We start from the raw sequence: 20,279 nt of genomic DNA, 5'->3' as shown, positions 1-20,279 counted from the left end.
GGGGTCGAAGGTTCATAATCGTGCTGAACGATGACCTGCGGTTCTGGCCGACACAGAGTTTGTGACCATCGATATTGCTCGGCATGCCCTCCATCGCGGTTGTGACTTCATTCTTCGCAAAGGCACTACGGACTCGATCAAAGTCACCATCGAGGAAGAGACCGAGGGCAAAGCGGACTGGACGATAATCAGCGAAGGTCGCTTCGACGAGGTCGGCACAACGTTGGTCACCGTCGAGAAGAACTTCAAGAGCATTCGGGACTCATCCGACAAGGATGAAGATGGAAAAACGAGGAGATTAAAGAGATAACGCTCTCGGACCTCACTAGTGACGAATAAGAGGTCTAGACCGACGAGCAGCAGCTGACGACTGGGCAGGCTATCGACGAGCCACAGGAAGACGATGAGGAGATCGACTACTCCTGCATGATTACGAACAGAGATATCCAAGGCACCGGGATCGACTCGGACGAGAACCCTGTTGGGCATGATCCCGAGGGAACCGCGTGGGGGAGCGGTCGGCACTATCGGGATCGCTGGGGAGTCGAGACCGAAAAGAGCGGTTCCAGCCCAAGAAGTGGTCCTGATACTCGACTTTCGCCGCTATCTCTGGATGATATCCATGCTGATCTACAACGGCTGGGTGATGCTCAACACCGTCGTTGCCGATCAGAGCCCGGATCGGGACGATGACGAGATTGTGATCAAGCAGAACTCCTACCCAGACGATCTGGATCAGCGCGTGCTCGGTAGCCTTGATGTTGATTTGCTGTTCCCGGATGTGGGCCACGGGCAGCACCGGGTAGCGTCTTTTTGGGTAGCTCAACTCAGTACCGGCAGCGCTGTTCTACGGTTCCGATGTTTTTGACCCAGTCTTTTGTTTCCAACACATGTGTGTGGTAACTGCCAGTTGATACTGTCAACCTTCTCCGAGAATCTGATCGGCGCTTGACAGCCGAAAATCAGTTCTATATTTTCGCCGTATTTTCAACTACTGCTCGATAGTGTTCGCTTTCTGTCTGCCTACGCTGACCGATATGATAAAAGAAGCAAACTGAATGCGATTAAGATCGCATAGTGATTCGGCTGACGTTCGTCAACAGCACAGCGAGCAAAACCATAAGAATCGCAACAACAAGGAATACAACACTGAGAACGTTCACCTCAGGGGTCACATTGTGCTGGATACGACTCCACAAGTAGATTGGCATCGTCTCCATGCCGGTTCCGCGGACAAAATAGGTGTAAATAAACTCGTTGAACGAGACCGTAAACGCCAGGATCCCGCCCGCAACGATTGCCGGCATGATGTTTGGAAGCGTCACATTCCAGAACGTCTCAAGCTCATCTGCACCGAGGTCCTTCGAGGCTTCTTCGAGACTTCTATCGAACGTCATGAATGTCGGGAGAATGATCAACGCAGCGAACGGAATCGTCCGAACGACGTGTGCAGCCACTACGGACCAGAATCCACCGCTGAGATTAATCACGCCGAAGAACAGTGCCAGTGCGACACCGACGACGATCAGCGGAACGATGATAGGGAGCGTCACGAGCCCCTGAATCGCGCCTTTTCCGCGGAAATCGTACCGCGAGACACCGTAGGACAGCATCGTGGCCAGAGCGACCGTAATCGGCGTCGCCACAAGACTGACTTTCATCGTTGTAAACACAGAGCTAATTGCCGCATCGTTTTCAAGGAAGATGAAGTACCACTCGAGCGTGAAATCATCTGGCGGAAACGAGAGGACACCCTCAGCGGCGAACGACATAACGACGACCAAGACGATCGGTAGCCATAGCGCGAGCAGAACAATTGCAATTGTCGACCGACCGATTTTTGGGCCGTAGTTGTGACAGAACCGCTCGAGCCAGCCAAACGCTGTGCCCAGAGCGGTCACTGTTGGTCACCTCCAACGCCGACGATACTACCACCGATTCTGGTACTGAGCCCTAATACGACGAGGACGATCAGGGAGACGAAAATCCCAATTGCAGCACCGAAGGCCCAGTTGAACGCCTGATTGAACTGTTGGTCGATTACGTTTCCAATCATGATCTGATCAGTCCCTCCGAGGAGAGCGGGCGTGACAAACGCACCGAATGTGGGTATAGCAACCAGGATAATTCCTGCGATTAGCCCATTGTAGGTGAGCGGGAGCGTCACCGAGTAGAACGTTTTGATCGGTCCAGCACCGAGGTCTTTCGAGGCATCGATGAGGTCCGTATCGAGGTTACTCAACGAAGCATAGAACGGTAGGGTTGCAAGCGGAAGCCAGACATATGCCAGGCCGATGAGTACGGCTTCGTGAGTGAACAACATCCCGAAATCTTCGTTGAGAAGGCCGACGGTGTTGAGCACCCAACTCATCGCACCACCAGTCTGGAAGATATTGATGAGCGCATACATCCGAACGATGTAGTTCGTCCAGAACGGGAGAATGACCAGTAGCAACAGGAGAGTCGTTCGGCGGCTAAACTGGACAACGCTGTACGCAAGGGTGTATCCAACGGCCGTCACGAGTACCGTAACCTGAACAGTCATCGTCAGCGTCCGCCAGAGGACGTTCAGGTAGAGGCTGTCGAACAACCGCATGTAGTTCTCGAGTGTATAGGATGCTGGAGGCATCCCGTCGTGAAACGAGAGCCATAGCATAATCATGAGCGGCAAGACGAAGAACAAAAGAAGGACACCGACCGGTATCCCAACTAGCAGGAGAAGTCGGAGCCAGTATCGATCTCGAACCGACATGTACAGACGGTGCAAGTGGTCTTTGACGGGAAGCCGACGAGAGGGTGTAGAGCTTGCCATTTAATCACACGGGGTTTACATTGGTTTTCGTATCGTTCGTTGGGGCGAACAGATAGGTGCCGGCCCGCGACCAGGTGAGATGAATCGGTGTGCCATTCGTGAACTGTTCGTTCGCTGCATCCTCGATAACCAGAAACTCGTCCCACCTGGTTTCGATAATATACGCAATTTCGTTGCCCCGAAACATCCGGCTTTTCACGGTTCCGGTAACCGAGAACTGGCCGTTGTCTGGGGGCTCTGTCTGAAGCGAAATCTCGTGTGGCCGGAGACAGAGATTGACCGGTTCGCCCTCGGTCAGGCTATCACTGTGGATCAGATTTTCATCTCGTCCCCCTGCATCCAACTCAATCTCGATCAGGCCCTCGCTCGTATCGAGCGTGACATGCTCGTCCGACAGATTGGTGATCGTCGACGGTATCGCATTAAGATCACCCAGAAAGTCGGCGACGAACTGTGACGTCGGCGTATTGTACAACTCCTCGACAGTTCCAACCTGTTGGATAATGCCATCGTTCAGGACAATCATCCGATCTGAAATTGAAAGCGCGATATCTTGATCGTGTGTCACGTACAGGAACGTAATTCCAGTTTCCGATTGGATCCGCTGGAGTTCGAACTGCATATGCTGTCGGAGTTTACGATCAAGCGATGCTAGCGGTTCGTCGAACAGGACGACTGCTGGTTCGTTGACGATCGCCCGAGCCAGTGCAACACGCTGTTGTTCACCGCCGCTCAACTCGTCGGGTTGGCGGTCTCCGTATCCTTCGAGTCGGACGGTTTCGAGCATTTCCGAAACCCGCTTCTGACGCGTCTCTTTATCGACGTTGTTCTGTTTGAGACCATACTCGATGTTCTCTGCAACAGTGAGGTGTGGAAACAGCGCTAAGTTCTGAAACACCATGTTACTGTCACGCTCAAACGGCGGAACACCAACGACTTCGTTCCCTTCAATCGTGATCGACCCCGTTGTCGGGGTTTCGAATCCAGCGACCATTCTAAGAATTGTCGATTTACCGGAACCGCTTGGTCCTAAAATTGATACGAACTCGCCGTCTTTGATCTGGAAGTTTGCGTCCTCGACTGCGGTGAGGGACCCAAACTCCTTCGTGACATTTTCAACTTCTATTGTATTCATATTCATTTTCTGTTTGACTTATTATTAATGGATTTGTAACGTCTATATTCTCTCGAATCGGTTTCGACATCACATTGTGCCTTGACAACTCTCATCAAACATATGCACCTCATTCATCCGTAGGTGTAATAAATGTTTTGAACACCGCAACGAGTCGATTGCGGTTCGTCGCTACTTTGTGTCGTCCGACTGCTCTCAACTCCCGGGACTCTGAGTCGGTGCCGTTCAGACTGGAGTTGCAAGTTGGAGTAGCGCGTTCGTCAGAACATTTGCGCCGGCAACAGCGTCTTGCCACTCCGTGTACTCGTCTTCGTTGTGAGTGGTTCCGTCAACACTCGGAACAAACAACAGACCCGCGTCGGTAATACTCTGGAGCGAGACTGCATCGTGGCCCGCTCCACCGATTATATGCTGAGATGAACATCCCGTTTGATCCGCTGCTTTCGACAACGCCATTCTGGTCACCGGCGAAAATTCCGTGTGTGGGATGTGCCAGAGGGTTTCAAAATTATATTCGGTTCCCTCACGGTCGCAAGCCGCTGCTATCTCCGCTTCGATACGACCGACCGCATCAGTCACAGTCTTGTCGTCGTAGCTTCGGACATCAATAGTAAATGTCACTTCGTCGGGAATTACGTTAATCGAGTTCGGGTGGACGGAGAGTTCGCCGACGGTCATCACAGCATCCTGAGAGAGTTTCTGCGGTAATAACCCAATCCGATTGATCGCACTGCCTGCTGTCGCCATTGCATCCGTTCGCTGGTCCATCGGCGTCGGGCCAGCATGATCAGCGGTTCCCTGAATCGTGACCTCAAGCCATGCCATGCCGAAAATTCCGTCAACGATACCGACACTTTTCCCCGCTGTATCAAGCTTCGGTCCCTGTTCGACGTGGAGTTCGAGATAGGCAGCGAGCTCGTCGGCTTCGCAGGTGACCTCACCCCGGTAGCCGATGTCTTCGAGTTCCGACTCTAGGGATGTCCCGTCATCATCGGTTGCGGCCAGTGCGTCTTCAAGTGCATGATCCCCAGCGTACGTGCTGCTTCCCAAAAGCGCGGGTTTGAACCGCGAGCCTTCCTCGTTTGTCCAGTTGACGATCTCTATCGGATGTGCCGTATTGATGTTCAAATCGTCCAGTGTACGGAGTGCCTCGAGCGCAGACAGAACTCCCAGCTGCCCGTCGTATCGACCACCATATGGCTGTGAGTCGAGATGTGAACCGATAAGCACTGGTGCACGGTCGCTACAGGTCCCCTCTCGTCGACCGAATATGTTGCCCAGTTCGTCAATACGAACCGAGACGTCCAGTGCTTCGAGATCGCTGATAAATTGATCACGCACACGACGGTCCGCATCACTCAGTGCCAGCCTATGCAATCCGCCGTTGTCTGTCGCACCAATCGCGGAATATCGTTCGAACGTCTCACTGAATCTCTTGGCATCTATCTCGAGCATTGGTACCTATCATCTCGATGCCCGATTAAATCTTCCGGGGCCTAGATTTAGTATCTTTCACCTGAATGGGGGGAGTAGCCAGTGGAGAATCAACTATGTCCAGGAAAATCACAGAACTCACTGAACCGAGCGAGTGGCAAGCAGCGTTTCCAGTCCTCCAAGAACTCCGGTCGCACTTGACCGAGGAATCGTTTCTCGACCATCTCGACTCGATGTGGTCTGATGGGTATCGACTATTCGCTACGATCGAAGACGACGAACTCGTGGCTGTTGCCGGCGTGATCGTCCATACGAACTTCTATTACCACCAGCACGCGTTCCTTTACGATCTCGTCACGACTGAATCTAGACAGTCAGAAGGAATCGGGGCCGAGTTGCTAGCCCACGTCGAATCCTGGGCACGAGAGCAGGGATGTGAAACGATCGTTCTGGAATCGGGGCTCTGGCGGTCGGATGCGCATCGATTCTATGAAGATCGAATGGATTATGAAAAATACACCTACACCTTCAAAAAATCCCTTACAGCGGACGACCGGTCGACAGAAGACGGGTAACGCATTCCGCGTCGAACGCGATTACAGACTCTTTGCTCTGAGATCAATGTTCTTCGGCAGCTGGTCCCGTGTTTCGGAACAATTAAATACGGTCTCTCCGATGGCCATGTCATGTCTTCCCAAGAGTCACGGGTACGCATAGACAACAAAATCGAATCGCTCGAGGACGACCTCGTAACACTCCTATCGGACCTGGTCTCGAAACAGACTGTAACCGGTCATGAAAAGCCCGGGCAGGATCTAATTCTGGGGGTATTCGAAGAGATGGGGCTCGAAACGGACGTATGGATACCGGACATCGACGCTCTCGAGGACCACGAGGGTTTCTTCCGAACGTCGGCGTACGACGATGTTGGCTTCGAAGACCGGCCGAATGTGGCTGCAACGTTACACGGTAACGGCGATGGTCCAACCCTCAGCATCAACAGCCACATGGACGTCGTCCCGGCAACTCCCGAATCCGAGTGGACGACCAGTCCCTGGGAGCTTCGACGCGAGGGGAATCAGCTCTACGGTCGCGGAAGCGCAGACATGAAAGGTGGACTCGCCGCGACCGTCATCGCCGTGAAAGCTCTCCAGGCCCTCGACATCGAACTCGACGGCGACCTCATCTTGCAGAGCACGATCGAGGAGGAAGCCGGCGGAACAGGCGGCCTTCTCTCGGCGCTCGAACGGGGATACGTTCCAGATGCTGCACTCATTCCGGAGCCGTTCGATCTGCCCAACGTCGGGATCGCGAGCGCCGGCGTAATGTACTTCGAAGTCTCGGTGCCAGGAGAGAGTGCCCACGCCGCCTGGGGACACGAAGGTGTGAGCTCTTTCCTCAAGTCTCGACTCGTCGTCGACAAACTTGAGGCACTCAACAACCGACGACAACGCGAGATCGACTTCGAACCGGCATACGCATCCGATCCGGCCCTCGAGGGGAACGAGACGAATATCAACATCGGGATGGTTGAGGCGGGTGACTGGCCGTCGACGGTCCCCAACGAGACGGTATTCCAGGGACGCGTCGGCTGGCCGCCGGGCGAAAGTCGAGCCGAGATTCGAGAGCAGATCGAAACTGCTGTTTCCGCTGCTGTAGAGCAGGATGAGTGGCTGCGTGAACACCCACCGACCGTGGATTGGTTTGGCTGGAATGCGGCGCCACACGAGGTCTCGACCGATGCGGAGATCGTCCAGTTGGCGAAGGCTCACGCGGAGGAGATAACCGGTGAACCGGGCGAGTTCGTCGGTGGCAACGCGTCGCTCGACGAGCGGTTTTACCAGCGGTACTACGATGTACCGGTCGTTACCGCGGGCCCAACGGGTACGAACCTTCACGGTGTCGACGAATGCGTTACGCTCGATTCGTTGCTCACGACATCGCAGACGATCGCCCGGACGATCGTTGATTATTGCGGTACTGTCGACAGCTAAGACGACCTGGAGCGGCCACTCGGCGTACGTGTGGCACCCGGCACGAACTACTTGGCCCGAACGGCAGTATCGGCACCACCCTCGGACTGCAATCGGATACAACTATGTCGAGCCGACAGGCTGCAATAGCACGTCTATGACCACGTGTCGTCTTTGTCGTTCATGATTCGATGGGACAGGGGTGCGTCGGTTACTCGGATTCCGACCCTGCGGGAGATGAGCGCGTCGGTTCTGGATTCCCACCGTCGTTACTGCGATGGAGAATCACGCTACACAGAAGGGCGATCAGCGCAGCAACCGCGGCGATAGCGAATGCAATCTGGTAACCGACGTCGGTGTAGACGCGAGAACCACCGACAGTCTCACCTGTCCAGTACACGTCGAGTGCAGCCCCCATAAGTGTCGGAAACGTGGCCGCACCTGTAAATCCTGCACAGTTGACGGTTGCCGTCGAGAGTCCGCTCGTCTGAACCGAGAACTGTTCTTTGACGACCGGATAGCCGAGTGTGAAGGCACCCGTAAGCAACCCGATCGAAAAATACGCGACAGCGACGACGGCGAGGGGTTGGCGACCAGGGCTGGCCAACACGAGAAACGCAAGAACGTACGCACCCGCTCCCGCAACGAGCAGTTCCGTTCGGCGACCGAGTCGGTCGGAAAGCCAGCCGATTGCCGGCGGACCCACTAGCAGTCCGACACTCCCGAGCAGTGTATACTGCGAGGCCGTCGTCACCGAAACGTCGTACATCTGAACGACAAACGGAACGCCCCAGAGACCGAGCAGCGTCGTGACCGTCCCGGTTGTACAGAACAAGATAATCCCGACAAGCCACGTCCGCGGGTGAACAAGGACTCGAGCGATGCGTTTTCTGTACGCAATCTGTCGTTTGGCTGTCGATGGACTCGATTTGCCGTCTCCGTCCTCCTCGTTGAGGGTCTCTGGGGGGTCGTCGCGCACAAGTAGGTAGACACCTGCGCTGAGACAGAGCCCGGAAAGACCAAGTCCGAAGATTACGGATCGCCATCCGATCGCATCGGTCGCCAGCGCGAGCGGTGTTGCTGCTAGAATACCTCCTAACCCAGTAATTGCGACGGTAAGTCCACTCATGGTTGCATACTCGTCGGCGCGATACCAGCTCACGCAAAATCGCATAATCGACACGAACACGACACTCCCACCCACGCCGATCAGGGCTCGAGTGAGAAATCCGGTAAAAAACCCAGTACTCCCTGCAAACCCAATCGCACCAAGGCTCAACAACAGACAGCCTGCAGTTACCATTCGCCGGGGACCGATGCGGTCGACGAGAACCCCTGACGGGAGTTGTAACAGTGCATAGACGTAGAAAAACGACGCGTGTAACGTTCCGAGTTGGGACCCACTTACGTCGAATCCCGCCATGAGACGATCGGCCAGAACCGCCGACGAGAGTCGATACACGTTTACCAGCAAGAACACCAGTGCGAGGAGGGCCCAGAGGATCCACCGGCGTTTCCGTGGGTCTATCCACACACTATAGAGCCGTGATTGGGTGATTGTTGTCTCTGTCACTACTCGTCCACTCGGTTACTGATCGGTAGTTCGTTCTCCATCTTCGTTCCACTTCGCTCGCGTTCCACTCTTCGGTTATTATTAAAAAGTCTTCTGACAATTGCTACTAGCATGAGAAATGGCTATCGAAACACGATCAAATCCCGGATCGTGGTTCGCTCGGACAGGTTCCGTTCCTTCTGAGTATTTATGCTGCTTGTACTTCGGTCCAGATCTCGTCGTATCTCTCCTGAACGTCCTGATCAAGTGGACGAGCCCAGTGTAACCTTTCCATCATCTCGTCATCCCACAGAATGTCGTCGACTAATGCGTCCGGGATACCCTCTTTTCCTCGCACTTTCTCCTCAAGATCTTCCAGTGGCGTTTTGTACGCAAAGACACGTACGAACTCTTCGAGTGCTTCGTCACTGAGCATGAAGTTGAGGAAGTTTAGGTTGGCACGTGGGTTCGGTGCGTTCGTCGGCACCGCCAGCAAGTCGGTCGTGTAGACGGCACCCTCCTCAGGAATTGTCCACGAGACGTGATCAGCGTCGTGAAGATAGTTTGCCATGTTGATTCGGCCACTGGTGTGGGTCCCGACATCGATGTCCTCGTTGATGAACATCTGCATGTGTGTCTCGTGTTCGTCACCGTAGGTCAGGTTCAAGGGCTTTTGCTGAATCAGCGCTTCCCTGATGTCTTCGAAGTCATCGGGATCGTTGGGGTCCTGACCAGTGTAAAGTGCCCCAATCTGGCACACTGCCGCCGAATAGTGAGCCATCAGAGCCATTCGGTCCTCATACTCGTCATCCCAGAGGATGTCCCACGACGTTGGTGGACTATCAAAATTATTCTCGTTGTATACAAGCGTTGGGAAGACGCTCATCGAATGTGGCAGCGCGTAAACGCCACCATCATCGTCCGAAAAGTGCTCCAACACCGGCTCCTTGAATCGATCGTCGATATTCTCCCAGTTCGGCATTCGATTAACTGGAAGCGGTTCAAGGAAGTCATTGCTCATCGCTCGATCGACCCACTCTGCGGTCGTGCCGACGCTATCGATCTCGTGATTGCCTGCTTGAAGTTGTGAATACCATTGGGACGGCTGTGAATATGCGTCGACGGTGGTACTCACGTCGGGGTATTCCTCTTCGAACCGCTCAGCACCCCATTCGACCCACTGCACATACCAGTTCCAGATGTGAAGTGAGTCTTCGTACTCATCTGTCGGAATCGATTCGACTTCCATCGGTCGAATTGACGGTTCGTCGTCCCCTCCGAGACAACCAGCCATCCCGGCGAGTGCACCAGCACCCGCCAGTTTGGTGAACGTTCTGCGGTCTACTCTGTCTTGTGACGGCATACCAAATAGGAGTGCAGACTCTACCATCTTAAATATTTTGGTGAATTTAAACTGTACTGCCCATAGGCTGCTTGAAGTTGGCATCAGCAACCGGCTGACCGAGTCACATCGATCAAAACAATTGGCTTGAAAACGCCGGACCGCCACTGGACGCAGATATCTCGATAGAAGGCCTCATCGAGCAGTTCTGAGTTCGAGCAATACTCGGTGGCGACAGGCAAACCTATTTATCCTCTAACTGGGAACGAGGGGTTATGGTTGTTGGACCACCAATTGACGAATTCCAGTACGACGCACCTGATGTTGATACCGTCCCCGGCCCAAAGTCCAAACGTTTGATTGCACGACAGGACGAGATCGACAGTAGCGCAGTTGCCTATCCGAACGACATCCCAATCGCGTTTGAGGAAGGAAAAGGTGCAACCATCCGAGACGTCGACGGAAACACGTACCTCGACTTCTTCGCGGGGATTGGCGTCTTGAATGTCGGCCACTCGAACCCGTACGTCTTGGAGGCTGTACACAAACAGACCGACAAACTGGTCCATACGATTGATTTTCCGACCGATGCACGGCTGGAACTGATCGACAAGCTTGAGACGATCGCTCCAGGAAATCTCGCTGGAAACAGCCGTGTCGTCTTCGGTGGACCCACCGGAAGCGATGCAAACGAAGCCGCAATCAAACTCGCCAAGCACAACACCGGTGGCGACGGACTCATCGCGTTCCGTGGTGGCTACCACGGTGCGACGAGTGGGGCAATGAGTCTCACGTCAAATAAGAGCTTCAAAGGCAATTACACGCCGCTACTTCCTGACGTTATCCACGCGCCGTATCCGTATCCATTCCGTCAGGACAAGGATCCGGAAACAGCTGTCGAAGACGCTCTGACCGAAGTGAGAGCGATAGTCGAAGACCCATACAGTGGACTTGCTAATCCTGCTGGCATCTTCGTCGAACCAATCCAGGGCGAAGGTGGCGTCATCGTCCCACCGAAGGGCTTCCTTGAAGGGCTTCGAGCAATCGCAGATGAGAATGAACTTCCGCTTATCTTCGACGAGATACAGAGTGGTTTCGGCCGAACCGGGAAATGGTGGGCCAGCGAGTGGTACGACGTCACACCGGACGCAATTACCTCGGCGAAAGCGCTCGGAGGCATCGGTTTTCCACTTTCGGCCACGATATATCACGAGGACCTCGACACATGGGAGCCGGGTGGTCACGCTGGGACCTACCGCGGTCACGTCGTCGGTATGCGTGCCGGTTCTCGAGCAATCGAATATATTGAGTCCCATGATTTGTTAGCTCACGCTCGTGAGCTAGGCCACGTCATTCAGTCACGGCTTACTGAAATCGGTGAGAAAAACTCCTCTCTCGCGTCGGTTCGAGGAAAAGGTCTTTTCATCGGTGCCGAATTTGTCGATAAGAATGGCGATCCCGATGGTAACGCCGTCGATGCTATACAACAGTACTGTTACGAACACGGTATCCTTGTCTGGACGGCTGGCCGTCACGGAAATATCCTGCGACTGCTTCCGCCGCTTGTCCTCACGCACGAACAGGCCGATATCGGCCTCGAAATCATTGAAGACGCGATTCGAGCGAGTACTGACAGCACCTCATAACTTCGTTGATACGTTCATGTGATTATATTTTTGCGTGGTTTTGTCGCTGCATTTGCGAACATAACTGGCTTACTTTGCTTGCGAGCTGGTGCAGAAGGCTTCGCAATGAAGTGGTAGGACGAGTTTGATGTGTCCAGCAGCAAAGCCGTCCTACCGGATGGACAATCCCGTGTTCGCTCTCGATTGAGGAAACGAACACAGGTTGATGACCTACTTGAACCTCTGAAAGGCGTCCTCCACTGTTCCTGCGACGTGATTTACGGACCTCGTGCAGTGGCACGAGAGCATCGTAGTGAAGATGTCTGGCGACAGTCCTCCGTTCCGGTGGACGTCGCGGTTCATTGCTGACTTTGAACACGTCGCAGAAGAAGTTTCGTCCGGCTGTTGCACTCGCTGATCACCACCGCGGAAACGATGTCGCTGGCCTGGACATCACACCATGAAATCCATCTTGCCCACTGCCCACGAATGTGCCGTCGCTTCTCGTAAGGTTCAGTAGTTGATTCAGAATTCAGCTCTTCTGAATCTTGTCACAGATTTAAAAAAACACTTATACGACTGTACAGTCCTTCTACAAGTACTATGCCATCACATGACTCAGATAAGCCGATTCAAGCCGTTGAAACTTCGTTCAGGATCATTGAGGAACTCAGGCGGCTCGAAACCGCAGGCGTAACCGATCTCGCGAACAAACTCGAGTTGCCAGCAAGTACGATCCACAATCATCTACACACGCTCTGTGAACTCGGCTACGTCATCAAAGACGGGAACGAGTACCAAGTTGCACTGCGATTCATCCACATTGGTGAGCACGCCAAACACCGACTAGAGATCTACGACAGCGCTCGAGCAAACGTTTGCGAGCTTGCGCAAGAGACCGGTGAGTTTGTGAAGCTACTGGTCGAAGAAAATGGACGAGGAGTGTTCGTAACCGTCTCTCGTGGCGACAAATCAATTTGTCTCGACCCGTACACCTTTGATCGGGAGTATCTCCACTGTACCGCACTCGGCAAGGCGATTCTCGCAAACCTGCCCCGAGAGCGAGTCGAAGAAATTCTTGACCAGCACGGGCTTCCAGCATTAAGTGACGACACGATTACGGACCGCAATGAGCTGTTTGCCGAACTTGACGAGTGTCGATCGCAGGGATATGCGCTGGATGACGAAGAGCGGCTCGCGGGGCTACGGTGTGTTGCGGCGCCGATTAAGCTCTCCGAGGACGAATATGCAGCCGTGAGCGTCTCAGGACCAACAAGTAGAATCGATGATCAGCTGTTCAGAAATGAACTGCCAAAAACCATTGTCAACACGGCCAATGCGATCAGCATCGACGTCAGGTACTCATAGCACGAAAGTTCCGGTTCAGGTAGAGCACAGCTTTGTACGCTGATTATCGCTTTCGATACTACAAATTGTATTCCGAGTGAATACGTATTGCGCTTGCTTCCATAGAGTTGAACCCATTTTCAGTAGAGCTAAATTTCTTTCCTAGTCAGAATATTAGGAGATTACAACTGTACTATTGTAATCACAACACTCTCGAGATCATTTCGGCCGTTTCGTGTGAATATAATCTGTTATTTCGATTTAAAATCTATAGAGTTCGAGACCCCGAAATTGTGTTCTTTATGAGCAGTCACCTGTAGAAGTCAGCCACCAAGGTTTTCTCGAATCAGTTGTCGGTGTTGAGGATGAAACTGAAGAAACTCCAGTATTTCATAAAGCTCGCTAGCAAGAGGAGTCCGCTTGGCAAGTGGTGTCCAAGCCAAGTAAATAATGAATTCTACAAGGATATAATGAAGAGGACTTATAAAATACGGAATCATAATTCGATTATGAAAATAAAAATTCTGTCAATAGGGATTGGAGGCACCGCTGCCGGTCTGTGTAGATGTCTTTCATATTTCGCTCTTGTGAAGGACACCTATGAGAATCCTGCGACCTAGATTATCGGCTAAATCATGATAATGGTTCGGGTCAGAGTTGGCTTACCCGATCGTATGGGCGGAAAGTGATAGAAAGCGTCGGAATCAGCAGGTGAACACGGAGAATAGGCGGGGGATTCCTGTTTGCGGAGCGGTTGCTGTTGCGGCCGCGAACAGATCGAGCCTGAGGGACTGCCCGTCCCTCAGGCACTCACCTCCGGTGGGTCGTACGGTTCTTCACGAGAGAGCATGTAGAAGATTGAGACGAGTAGCTTTCGAGCGGTTGCAACGATCGCTATCTTGTGGTTCTTCCGCTCTTTGAGCCGTGTGTAGAAGTTACCAAGATACTCGTCGTAGCGGATCGCGTTCGTTGCAGCTTGGACGAGGGCCCAGCGCAATACCGCTGGGCCCTCTTTGCTGATACTCCCACGAACTTCTGTCTCACCGGATTGGTGAACAGTTGGATCTAGTCCAGCGTAACTTACGACCTCCTCGTGGCGATCGAACCGCTCTATTTCACCGAGTTCTGCTGCGACGACCGCGCTTGTAAAGCTTCCAACGCCAGGAATGGACAAGAGCAACTCTGTCTCCTGATGTTCGAGGACCCTCATCTCGATGAGGTCCTCGATCTGTTCAATTTGCTCGGTAAGTTCTTCGATGACAGAGAGGTGCGCGTCAATAATCGTTTGATCGGCCGTACTGAGCGAGAGTTCCGCGAGGAACTCTCGCCCAGTCGGCCCGAACAGTTCACTATCGTACGTATTGTTCGTACGAGTGAGAACTGCTCTGACGCGGTTTTTCTCAGCTGTACGCTCTTCGACGAGCGATTTCCGTGTTCGGACGAGATCGCGCAGTTCGCGGATCTCGTCCGGTGGAACATAACTCTCTGCGAGCATATCTGCACGCAGCATGAGCGCCAGACGTTTGGCGTCGACGCGATCGGTCTTGACCGTCGCGTCGGCAATAATCCGCGTCTTTGCTGGGTTCACTAACGTAACGTCGAGATGCTCGACGAGCATCTCGTAAATCGGGCGATACGTTCCCGATGCTTCGATGGCTGCACTACTGCCAGCATACTCTGCGGCGAAAGCACCAAGATCATCGTTTTGCATTTGAATCTCTTCACGCAAGTTGCCGTCGTCATCCACGACGGCAACTTGCGAGTAGTGTTTGTGAGTATCAATACCAAGGTACATGGAATGCCTCCATTGGGGTTGTGCGTGCGTGAATCGAAGAGACACCTATGCGTGCTCTGAGGCACAGTTTTCCTCGTTCTTTCACGACACTTGGACCAGTCATTGGTTGCATGCTCGAAGCATTGCTTCACAGGCGGTCTCGGCCAACCCCTGTTACTTATTCACGCACACAGGGGCTTAATAGCAGGATTCTCACGGAGTCATTGTTGGTGAGTCAGAGAACAGTTCGAATAATCTCTTTCAGGGCGTCTCGCCCGGGTTTGCGTAGGATTTTCCGGCGAAGTTCGAAGAGTCTGAGATACGCAGTGAGATTGTTCTTCGAGATGCCTCGATGGGGCGAGAGCCACCGTCGCGCCAGCGACGCGTGGCTCTCGCACGTATTCACGTGTGCGTCTCCATCAACGTACTCGCCTTCGCCATGAATAACCGATTCTCGCTGGTACGTTTCGTCCTTCTCTAATGGGTCGTAGGCACGAAATCCATCGGTATAGACTGTCAGCGACTCCTCCTCGTGGTTATTGAGGAGGAGTCGCACGGTTGATTCGTCGGCGGATTTCGACGGGATGGCGTATCGCTGATCGCTACCGCGATCAACGAGGACAAACACAGGTGGCTTATCTCCGTCGTAGCTTCCTCGTCCACGTTTTGACAGGCCACGCGAGCGCGACGGTTGGTCGCGCTCGCGGCCTTTCTTCCCGGCGGAGACGTAGAACTCGTCGATCTCGACTGGGCCAACGAGATCGATGCGAGGCGCGTCGAGCGTTCTGGCGAAGCGCTCGACGCGCCGGTGAAGCGACCGATACGAGACATCAAGTTCAGCGTCTAACTGGCGGATACTCGTGTTGAACCGGAGCAACGAGTAGAACGCGAACAACAGCTTCTCGAGGCTGATCTTCGCGTGCGCGAAGATCGTGCCGGTCTTGTCGTTGAACGTGCGTCCACAATTTTTACAGCGATACCGCTGATACTCTCGATAGCTGCCGTACTTGATCACCGATTCAGACTGGCAGCGCGGGCACTGGAGGCCCTCGCGCCAGCGAACCTGCTCCAGCAGGTTCGCGGCGCTCGCCTCCGAACGAAACACTTCAATTGGAAACATAGTCGGTGATGCTGACGCATCACCCTTGCCCGCTACGCTTTCATAGCGCCAGCTCTGTTCGACCAACAATCTGCTTCCGAAGAGCGTTCATATTTTGATTCAAAGGTCCAGTTAGCCGTTCTTGAGGTTCAAAATGAAACCTTGGAGGAACAGTCGATTGACGTTCGTGCTTTAGACGGCGATCAACAAATACAGAGGAATAAAACCACTGTCGATCCTGCAGAACAAATTGGTGAGAATGTTAGAAGGACTAGTGCAACCAACGTTGAGTGTGCATGGGATACCGAACTAAGGGAGTTTCAATTAGCGGTTCGATTGAACGGAGAGTGGGAAACGGTTGATGTGGCTTTAGAGGCGGATACAGACTGTGTTTTTGACGCAGTTCAAATCGCGGAGGAGGACTTCTTTTATTTTCGAGTAGGTTCCTGTGATAAACCTTCTGAAGATGATAATATCTGTTCGGCTTTTGAAAATGAACTTGAACTTTGAGGATATGGTGTATCGGTTGTGACTCTATCACAAAAACGTCGAGTCGTCACAGATCTCATTCTCGTCAAGAAACCAGCCAGCCTTCCCTTCTGAATGAGCGCTCCCCTGCGCAAGGCACGCATTAGAGAACAGATCCTTGATCTGTTCGTCCTCGTAGACCCTGTTGTCGGCTCTATCGGAGTCGAACTCGGCAAAGCCGTGTCGGCGAGCGAGTTCGTCGACCTTACTCCCGTGCTCGCGCATATGTGCGCGAGACACTGTCGACTCAGATTCATCGTCGCTGGCTTTCACTTCATTCACGTTAATCGGAATGAGTGCGTCAGAAATAACGTCGTGATCCTCTCAGATGGTTTTCTGCGAAGCGAGGACCTCCATGAGGAACATCCGATTCAGCAAGGAATGGATGTGATGAACGCTGCTGCATCTGAAGACGACGAATAAGCACCTCCTCACAAACAGCTTCTTCGAGGACAATAGTGACGTATGTCATTGGACTGGCGGTTTGTAGGATTTGTGATCCCGAAGTTGTGAGAGACAGAGGTCAAGTTTTGTATAGCGACATGAGATTTACGTCAATTTCGGCGTATCTGCTTGTATAACTGCTTAGCTTGGTTGTCGAGTACACGACAACCAACTCAGCGGTAGTTTTACGTGAGTGTCATAAGTACTGAAACACGTGAAAATGAGCGATTTAGAAACCACTCAAACCGGAGCGAACGACCTTCTCAGGTCGGTGAGAGCATGACTCAAGAGGAGGCAATCAGCTGGTCCCGCATGTCCTTCGAGGAACTCCAGCACTACTGGAACGCCTACATCGAGATCGACCTCGAGCGAGCGGGCGTCGACCTCTCCTCGCGGCCGACCTACGAGGAGATCACCGACGCTGGCTACTCGGGAATCGCCTACGCGCTTCGTGAACACCACGACATGACGCTCACGGAGTTTCTCGCCACAGTCGGCTACGAGAACGCCGGTTCTGACAGGCCGTACCCCTGGGGCTTCAATGATAAAACCACCATCGACGAACTCGAAACGTTCCTTCGGTCGCTCTCACGACGTCGCGGGCTGGCCGACTCAACGATCGACACCAAACAGGCCCGACTGGCGAAGTACGCTCGCGTCTATGCCGATCTCTACGGACAAGCCGACCTCGTCGACCAGGCGGTAGACCCATCGAACGAGAGCACAGAGTACGAACGCGTCCTCGGTGTGTTCGACGAGTTCGATCGGGAGTTAACCACTGACGCCTCGAAGCTTCGCTACCACAGCGACGTAAGCCAGTTCTATGATCACCTCGAGCGGCGTTCAAAGGTGGCGTTCAACCCAGTCGCCGAGATTCCCAAGGAGTTCCAGTGGGAATCGGGCAACCCGGACAACCCGGCGCTGTCGGCCGACCAAGTGCGACAGATCTACGAGGCCGTAGAGTCCCCGAGCGAAGAACTCCTCGTACTCGCGTTGTGCGCGTGGGGCCTTCGCCGGAGTGAGGTCGCCGCGTTGCACGTCTCCCAGCTCACACTCGAGGGCGATGACCCACACATTGCCTTCGACGAGAGCCGGAAGAACGGCCCGGGAACGGTCGCGTTGATCTACGGCGTTCACGAACTTGCCGTCCGCGCTGACACCCTCGGTTCGCAAGATCGACATTGGAACGGCTATCTGTTCCCCTCGAGCACGTCTTCGAGCGGCCACATCGTCGGCGGGACGGTCCAGCAGCGGTTCCAGCGGATAGCCAAACGAGCGGGCGTCCGAGTAGGTGGTGAGCCGCCGACGTCGAAAATGGGCCGGCGGTTCTGGTACACAACGTACCTTGAGGCCCAAAAGCATCTCCTCGAGAACCTACAGGCGATTGCGGCCGACCAAGGCAGTAGTGATGAGGGCGTGGTTCTGAAAAACTACCTCTCGGAAGGTGAGCGGCGGAAGTATCGGCGGGAGTTCATGCGCGAGCGGCTGGCGGATGCGTTCGAGGTGAACCCATGACGATTTTCGAAAACGAGGAAGACGACATGCACCCGACGTTCGAACGGGTGATGGGCGAACGGCTGAAAGACGATTTCACGACCTACCTGTACCACGAACAGCGAGCAGGCGCTCGCTCCCGGGTTGATTTCGTAGCCGCACATGTCGGTCTCGACCGGGCGTGGGAGCGCGTAGTCACGTACGGAAACGACGAGGGGCTTCCAAGGGAATACCATCGGACGTACGATACGGCGAGACACAACTGTCCACTCCCGGTTGAAGAGCTACTCGAGCGCCCGTACTACGAAGACGAGGAAACGGCTCTGGAAGCCTTCGAGTGGCTCGTCGACAACAACTACCTGCTCGAAGACTCCGACGGGTGGTATCACTTTAATTACCCAGATACGGTTGTCAGTGGAGTAACAGTCTACGAACTGAAAATGCACAAATGGCAGGACGGGCTCGACCAAGCGACGACGTACAAGAAAATGATCGGTACGGAGGCGTACGTGGTCATCGACGCCAATCGGATCGATCCCGCGATAACGAACCTCGACGAGTTCAAACAGAAGAACGTCGGCCTGATGGCACTCACCCGGGACTCGCTCGAGAAGCTCTATGAACCGACGCCGGAACCAGGACGAACGCCGAGGTCGTCTGACGAATTACTTCGACTTTCCGAGCGGACGTTCTGGAAGTTCATTGAGGAAAACCCACCCGGGGACGCGGAACGGCAGGCGGAAGACGAAATAGGTCAGTTTCAGAATCCCTACAAAGCTCGGCGTATAGCGGATAGGATCGACGAGGTGCGAGAGTAACACCTCGAGTCGAACCCAGCGAATACGAACACCGCGATGGACCCGCTGCCAGAGGACGACGGAAAACGCAAGCGTCAGTACTGGAGCGCCGAGGACCGCGAGACGTTGCTCGAGTACGCCACCAGGCGCGTGGACATGGCCCTGGAGGGAACGATTCGAACCGACGCCGAGACGGCCTTCCGTGACCGGGCGATTGTCGTGATGCTCGACGGGACGGGGGCGCGAGGTGCCGAGTTGTTCGCCGACTCGAAAGACGACAAACGCAACGGCCTTCGCTGGAGCGACGTTGACTTCGACGAGCGGTTGATTGAAGTCTACGGCAAATCGCGTGAGTACGAACAGGCTCCGTTTCCTGCCAGTGTCCACGACGTCCTCGAGCGATGGTCTCGAGTCCAAGAGCCACCGACCGAGGCGTGGCCTGTCTTCCCGACCGGCCACTACGGCTCGAAAAAGCGTGCATTCGAGGCCGAACTCGGTGAGGACCGGGTATCGTCGGCGCTCAAAGATAGGGGCGACACCGGTAAGACCGAGGTCCTCGACCGTCTGCATCGCGAGCATGAGGTGCCACCGCCGTCGATCTCGAAAGAGGGCGTCCGTCGATTGATGAAACGGTTCACCGACGAAGCTGGGATCGATCCAGATGGGGAGTACGACTATCTTACCTTGCACGGCGCTCGCCGGGCACTCGGACGCGACCTCTATACCAGCGGGATGTCCGAAAAGGCTCAGGAAGCGTTACGACACAACTCAATTGAGACTACCCACGAGGCCTACGCCGATGTCAATATGAAGGATGTCTCCGATTCGATTGACGACGTTCGTGGCTGAGAACGAACTTGAGTCACTCTTCTATATCCGAAATGATTCTGCGGCGTTCATCAGCGAATTACCCAAACGGTCAA

At 54.1% G+C, this 20,279-nt stretch carries 18 protein-coding genes and 1 pseudogene; 10 read left to right on the top strand and 9 right to left on the bottom strand.

Annotation, left to right across the window (positions count from 1 at the left end):
- The first annotated feature begins 61 nt into the window (after nucleotides 1-61).
- Together ACERJA_RS13385 and ACERJA_RS13380 are read left to right on the top strand one after the other, a co-directional pair.
- A complete protein-coding gene (locus ACERJA_RS13385) occupies nucleotides 62-310 on the top strand; it encodes a hypothetical protein (protein ID WP_373608763.1) in 249 nt (82 codons plus the stop codon).
- A gap of 312 nt (nucleotides 311-622) precedes the next feature.
- Nucleotides 623-868 (top strand): hypothetical protein, encoded by a 246-nt coding sequence (locus tag ACERJA_RS13380; RefSeq protein WP_373608762.1) that lies wholly within the window; start codon nucleotides 623-625, stop codon nucleotides 866-868.
- A gap of 196 nt (nucleotides 869-1,064) precedes the next feature.
- Here the strand turns inward: ACERJA_RS13380 and ACERJA_RS13375 are convergent, their stop codons facing one another.
- The 4 genes from ACERJA_RS13375 to ACERJA_RS13360 form a co-directional block, all read right to left on the bottom strand.
- A complete protein-coding gene (locus tag ACERJA_RS13375; RefSeq protein ID WP_373608761.1) occupies nucleotides 1,065-1,901 on the bottom strand; it encodes an ABC transporter permease in 837 nt (278 codons plus the stop codon).
- Nucleotides 1,898-2,812 carry an ABC transporter permease gene (locus ACERJA_RS13370; RefSeq protein ID WP_373608760.1) on the bottom strand — a complete coding sequence of 305 codons (915 nt, stop codon included), beginning with the start codon at nucleotides 2,810-2,812 and terminating at the stop codon, nucleotides 1,898-1,900. The genes ACERJA_RS13375 and ACERJA_RS13370 overlap by 4 nt, the downstream gene beginning before the upstream one ends.
- 4 nt (nucleotides 2,813-2,816) lie before the next feature.
- Nucleotides 2,817-3,947 (bottom strand): ABC transporter ATP-binding protein, encoded by a 1,131-nt coding sequence (locus tag ACERJA_RS13365; protein ID WP_373608758.1) that lies wholly within the window; start codon nucleotides 3,945-3,947, stop codon nucleotides 2,817-2,819.
- Between the two features lie 225 nt (nucleotides 3,948-4,172).
- Nucleotides 4,173-5,402: a Zn-dependent hydrolase gene (locus ACERJA_RS13360; protein WP_373608757.1), complete on the bottom strand. Its 1,230-nt coding sequence runs from the start codon at nucleotides 5,400-5,402 to the stop codon at nucleotides 4,173-4,175.
- A 95-nt stretch (nucleotides 5,403-5,497) separates the two neighbouring features.
- On the opposite strand from ACERJA_RS13360, the gene ACERJA_RS13355 reads away from it, so the two are divergent.
- Nucleotides 5,498-5,956 (top strand): GNAT family N-acetyltransferase, encoded by a 459-nt coding sequence (locus tag ACERJA_RS13355; protein ID WP_373608756.1) that lies wholly within the window; start codon nucleotides 5,498-5,500, stop codon nucleotides 5,954-5,956.
- A 111-nt stretch (nucleotides 5,957-6,067) separates the two neighbouring features.
- Complete coding sequence (locus ACERJA_RS13350; RefSeq protein WP_373608755.1) at nucleotides 6,068-7,375, top strand: ArgE/DapE family deacylase; 1,308 nt, start codon at nucleotides 6,068-6,070, stop codon at nucleotides 7,373-7,375.
- A gap of 190 nt (nucleotides 7,376-7,565) precedes the next feature.
- Here the strand turns inward: ACERJA_RS13350 and ACERJA_RS13345 are convergent, their stop codons facing one another.
- Both ACERJA_RS13345 and ACERJA_RS13340 read right to left on the bottom strand, forming a co-directional pair.
- Nucleotides 7,566-8,927, bottom strand: a complete 1,362-nt coding sequence (locus tag ACERJA_RS13345) for an MFS transporter (RefSeq protein WP_373608754.1) — start codon at nucleotides 8,925-8,927, stop codon at nucleotides 7,566-7,568.
- A gap of 187 nt (nucleotides 8,928-9,114) precedes the next feature.
- Nucleotides 9,115-10,269, bottom strand: coding sequence for a PotD/PotF family extracellular solute-binding protein (locus ACERJA_RS13340; protein WP_373608753.1), 1,155 nt, complete (start codon nucleotides 10,267-10,269; stop codon nucleotides 9,115-9,117).
- 254 nt (nucleotides 10,270-10,523) lie between these two features.
- Between ACERJA_RS13340 and ACERJA_RS13335 the strand changes: the two genes are divergently transcribed.
- Both ACERJA_RS13335 and ACERJA_RS13330 read left to right on the top strand, forming a co-directional pair.
- Nucleotides 10,524-11,894, top strand: coding sequence for an aspartate aminotransferase family protein (locus ACERJA_RS13335; RefSeq protein WP_373608752.1), 1,371 nt, complete (start codon nucleotides 10,524-10,526; stop codon nucleotides 11,892-11,894).
- 582 nt (nucleotides 11,895-12,476) lie between these two features.
- A complete protein-coding gene (locus ACERJA_RS13330) occupies nucleotides 12,477-13,241 on the top strand; it encodes an IclR family transcriptional regulator (protein ID WP_373608751.1) in 765 nt (254 codons plus the stop codon).
- Nucleotides 13,242-14,022: 781 nt separating this feature from the next.
- On the opposite strand, the gene ACERJA_RS13325 is transcribed toward ACERJA_RS13330, so the two are convergent.
- Both ACERJA_RS13325 and ACERJA_RS13320 read right to left on the bottom strand, forming a co-directional pair.
- Nucleotides 14,023-15,015, bottom strand: coding sequence for an IS110 family transposase (locus ACERJA_RS13325; protein WP_373608750.1), 993 nt, complete (start codon nucleotides 15,013-15,015; stop codon nucleotides 14,023-14,025).
- A 214-nt stretch (nucleotides 15,016-15,229) separates the two neighbouring features.
- Nucleotides 15,230-16,114 (bottom strand): IS1595 family transposase, encoded by an 885-nt coding sequence (locus ACERJA_RS13320; protein ID WP_373608749.1) that lies wholly within the window; start codon nucleotides 16,112-16,114, stop codon nucleotides 15,230-15,232.
- Nucleotides 16,115-16,255: 141 nt separating this feature from the next.
- Here ACERJA_RS13320 and ACERJA_RS13315 point away from each other — a divergent pair, with 141 nt between their 5' ends.
- Nucleotides 16,256-16,603, top strand: coding sequence for a hypothetical protein (locus tag ACERJA_RS13315; RefSeq protein WP_373608748.1), 348 nt, complete (start codon nucleotides 16,256-16,258; stop codon nucleotides 16,601-16,603).
- Between the two features lie 30 nt (nucleotides 16,604-16,633).
- Here ACERJA_RS13315 and ACERJA_RS13310 read toward each other — a convergent pair.
- Nucleotides 16,634-16,942, bottom strand: a pseudogene (locus ACERJA_RS13310) (ISNCY family transposase); the annotation flags it as partial.
- Nucleotides 16,943-17,344: 402 nt separating this feature from the next.
- Here ACERJA_RS13310 and ACERJA_RS13305 point away from each other — a divergent pair.
- The 3 genes from ACERJA_RS13305 to ACERJA_RS13295 are packed head-to-tail and all read left to right on the top strand — an operon-like array spanning nucleotide 17,345 to nucleotide 20,205.
- Nucleotides 17,345-18,580 (top strand): tyrosine-type recombinase/integrase, encoded by a 1,236-nt coding sequence (locus ACERJA_RS13305; RefSeq protein WP_373608747.1) that lies wholly within the window; start codon nucleotides 17,345-17,347, stop codon nucleotides 18,578-18,580.
- Nucleotides 18,577-19,377: a hypothetical protein gene (locus ACERJA_RS13300; RefSeq protein ID WP_373608746.1), complete on the top strand. Its 801-nt coding sequence runs from the start codon at nucleotides 18,577-18,579 to the stop codon at nucleotides 19,375-19,377. The genes ACERJA_RS13305 and ACERJA_RS13300 overlap by 4 nt, the downstream gene beginning before the upstream one ends.
- A 36-nt stretch (nucleotides 19,378-19,413) precedes the next feature.
- Nucleotides 19,414-20,205 (top strand): tyrosine-type recombinase/integrase, encoded by a 792-nt coding sequence (locus tag ACERJA_RS13295; protein ID WP_373608745.1) that lies wholly within the window; start codon nucleotides 19,414-19,416, stop codon nucleotides 20,203-20,205.
- Nucleotides 20,206-20,279 lie beyond the last annotated feature (74 nt).

Source organism: Natronorubrum sp. A-ect3 (assembly GCF_041821125.1).
In the GTDB taxonomy this organism is placed as follows: Archaea; Halobacteriota; Halobacteria; order Halobacteriales; family Natrialbaceae; genus Natronorubrum; species Natronorubrum bangense.
This window is presented reverse-complemented; position numbering and strand designations above follow the sequence as displayed.

Excerpts from the sequence above, each read along its gene's own strand:
- ACERJA_RS13365 (WP_373608758.1), bottom strand. The coding sequence starts at position 3,947 with ATGAATACAATAGAAGTTGAAAATGTCACGAAGGAGTTTGGGTCCCTC.
- ACERJA_RS13370 (WP_373608760.1), bottom strand. The coding sequence starts at position 2,812 with ATGGCAAGCTCTACACCCTCTCGTCGGCTTCCCGTCAAAGACCACTTG.
- ACERJA_RS13305 (WP_373608747.1), top strand. The coding sequence starts at position 17,345 with ATGACTCAAGAGGAGGCAATCAGCTGGTCCCGCATGTCCTTCGAGGAA.
- ACERJA_RS13380 (WP_373608762.1), top strand. The coding sequence starts at position 623 with ATGCTGATCTACAACGGCTGGGTGATGCTCAACACCGTCGTTGCCGAT.
- ACERJA_RS13335 (WP_373608752.1), top strand. The coding sequence starts at position 10,524 with ATGGTTGTTGGACCACCAATTGACGAATTCCAGTACGACGCACCTGAT.
- ACERJA_RS13320 (WP_373608749.1), bottom strand. The coding sequence starts at position 16,114 with ATGTTTCCAATTGAAGTGTTTCGTTCGGAGGCGAGCGCCGCGAACCTG.
- ACERJA_RS13340 (WP_373608753.1), bottom strand. The coding sequence starts at position 10,269 with ATGCCGTCACAAGACAGAGTAGACCGCAGAACGTTCACCAAACTGGCG.
- ACERJA_RS13330 (WP_373608751.1), top strand. The coding sequence starts at position 12,477 with ATGCCATCACATGACTCAGATAAGCCGATTCAAGCCGTTGAAACTTCG.
- ACERJA_RS13325 (WP_373608750.1), bottom strand. The coding sequence starts at position 15,015 with ATGTACCTTGGTATTGATACTCACAAACACTACTCGCAAGTTGCCGTC.
- ACERJA_RS13300 (WP_373608746.1), top strand. The coding sequence starts at position 18,577 with ATGACGATTTTCGAAAACGAGGAAGACGACATGCACCCGACGTTCGAA.
- ACERJA_RS13355 (WP_373608756.1), top strand. The coding sequence starts at position 5,498 with ATGTCCAGGAAAATCACAGAACTCACTGAACCGAGCGAGTGGCAAGCA.
- ACERJA_RS13295 (WP_373608745.1), top strand. The coding sequence starts at position 19,414 with ATGGACCCGCTGCCAGAGGACGACGGAAAACGCAAGCGTCAGTACTGG.
- ACERJA_RS13360 (WP_373608757.1), bottom strand. The coding sequence starts at position 5,402 with ATGCTCGAGATAGATGCCAAGAGATTCAGTGAGACGTTCGAACGATAT.
- ACERJA_RS13350 (WP_373608755.1), top strand. The coding sequence starts at position 6,068 with ATGTCTTCCCAAGAGTCACGGGTACGCATAGACAACAAAATCGAATCG.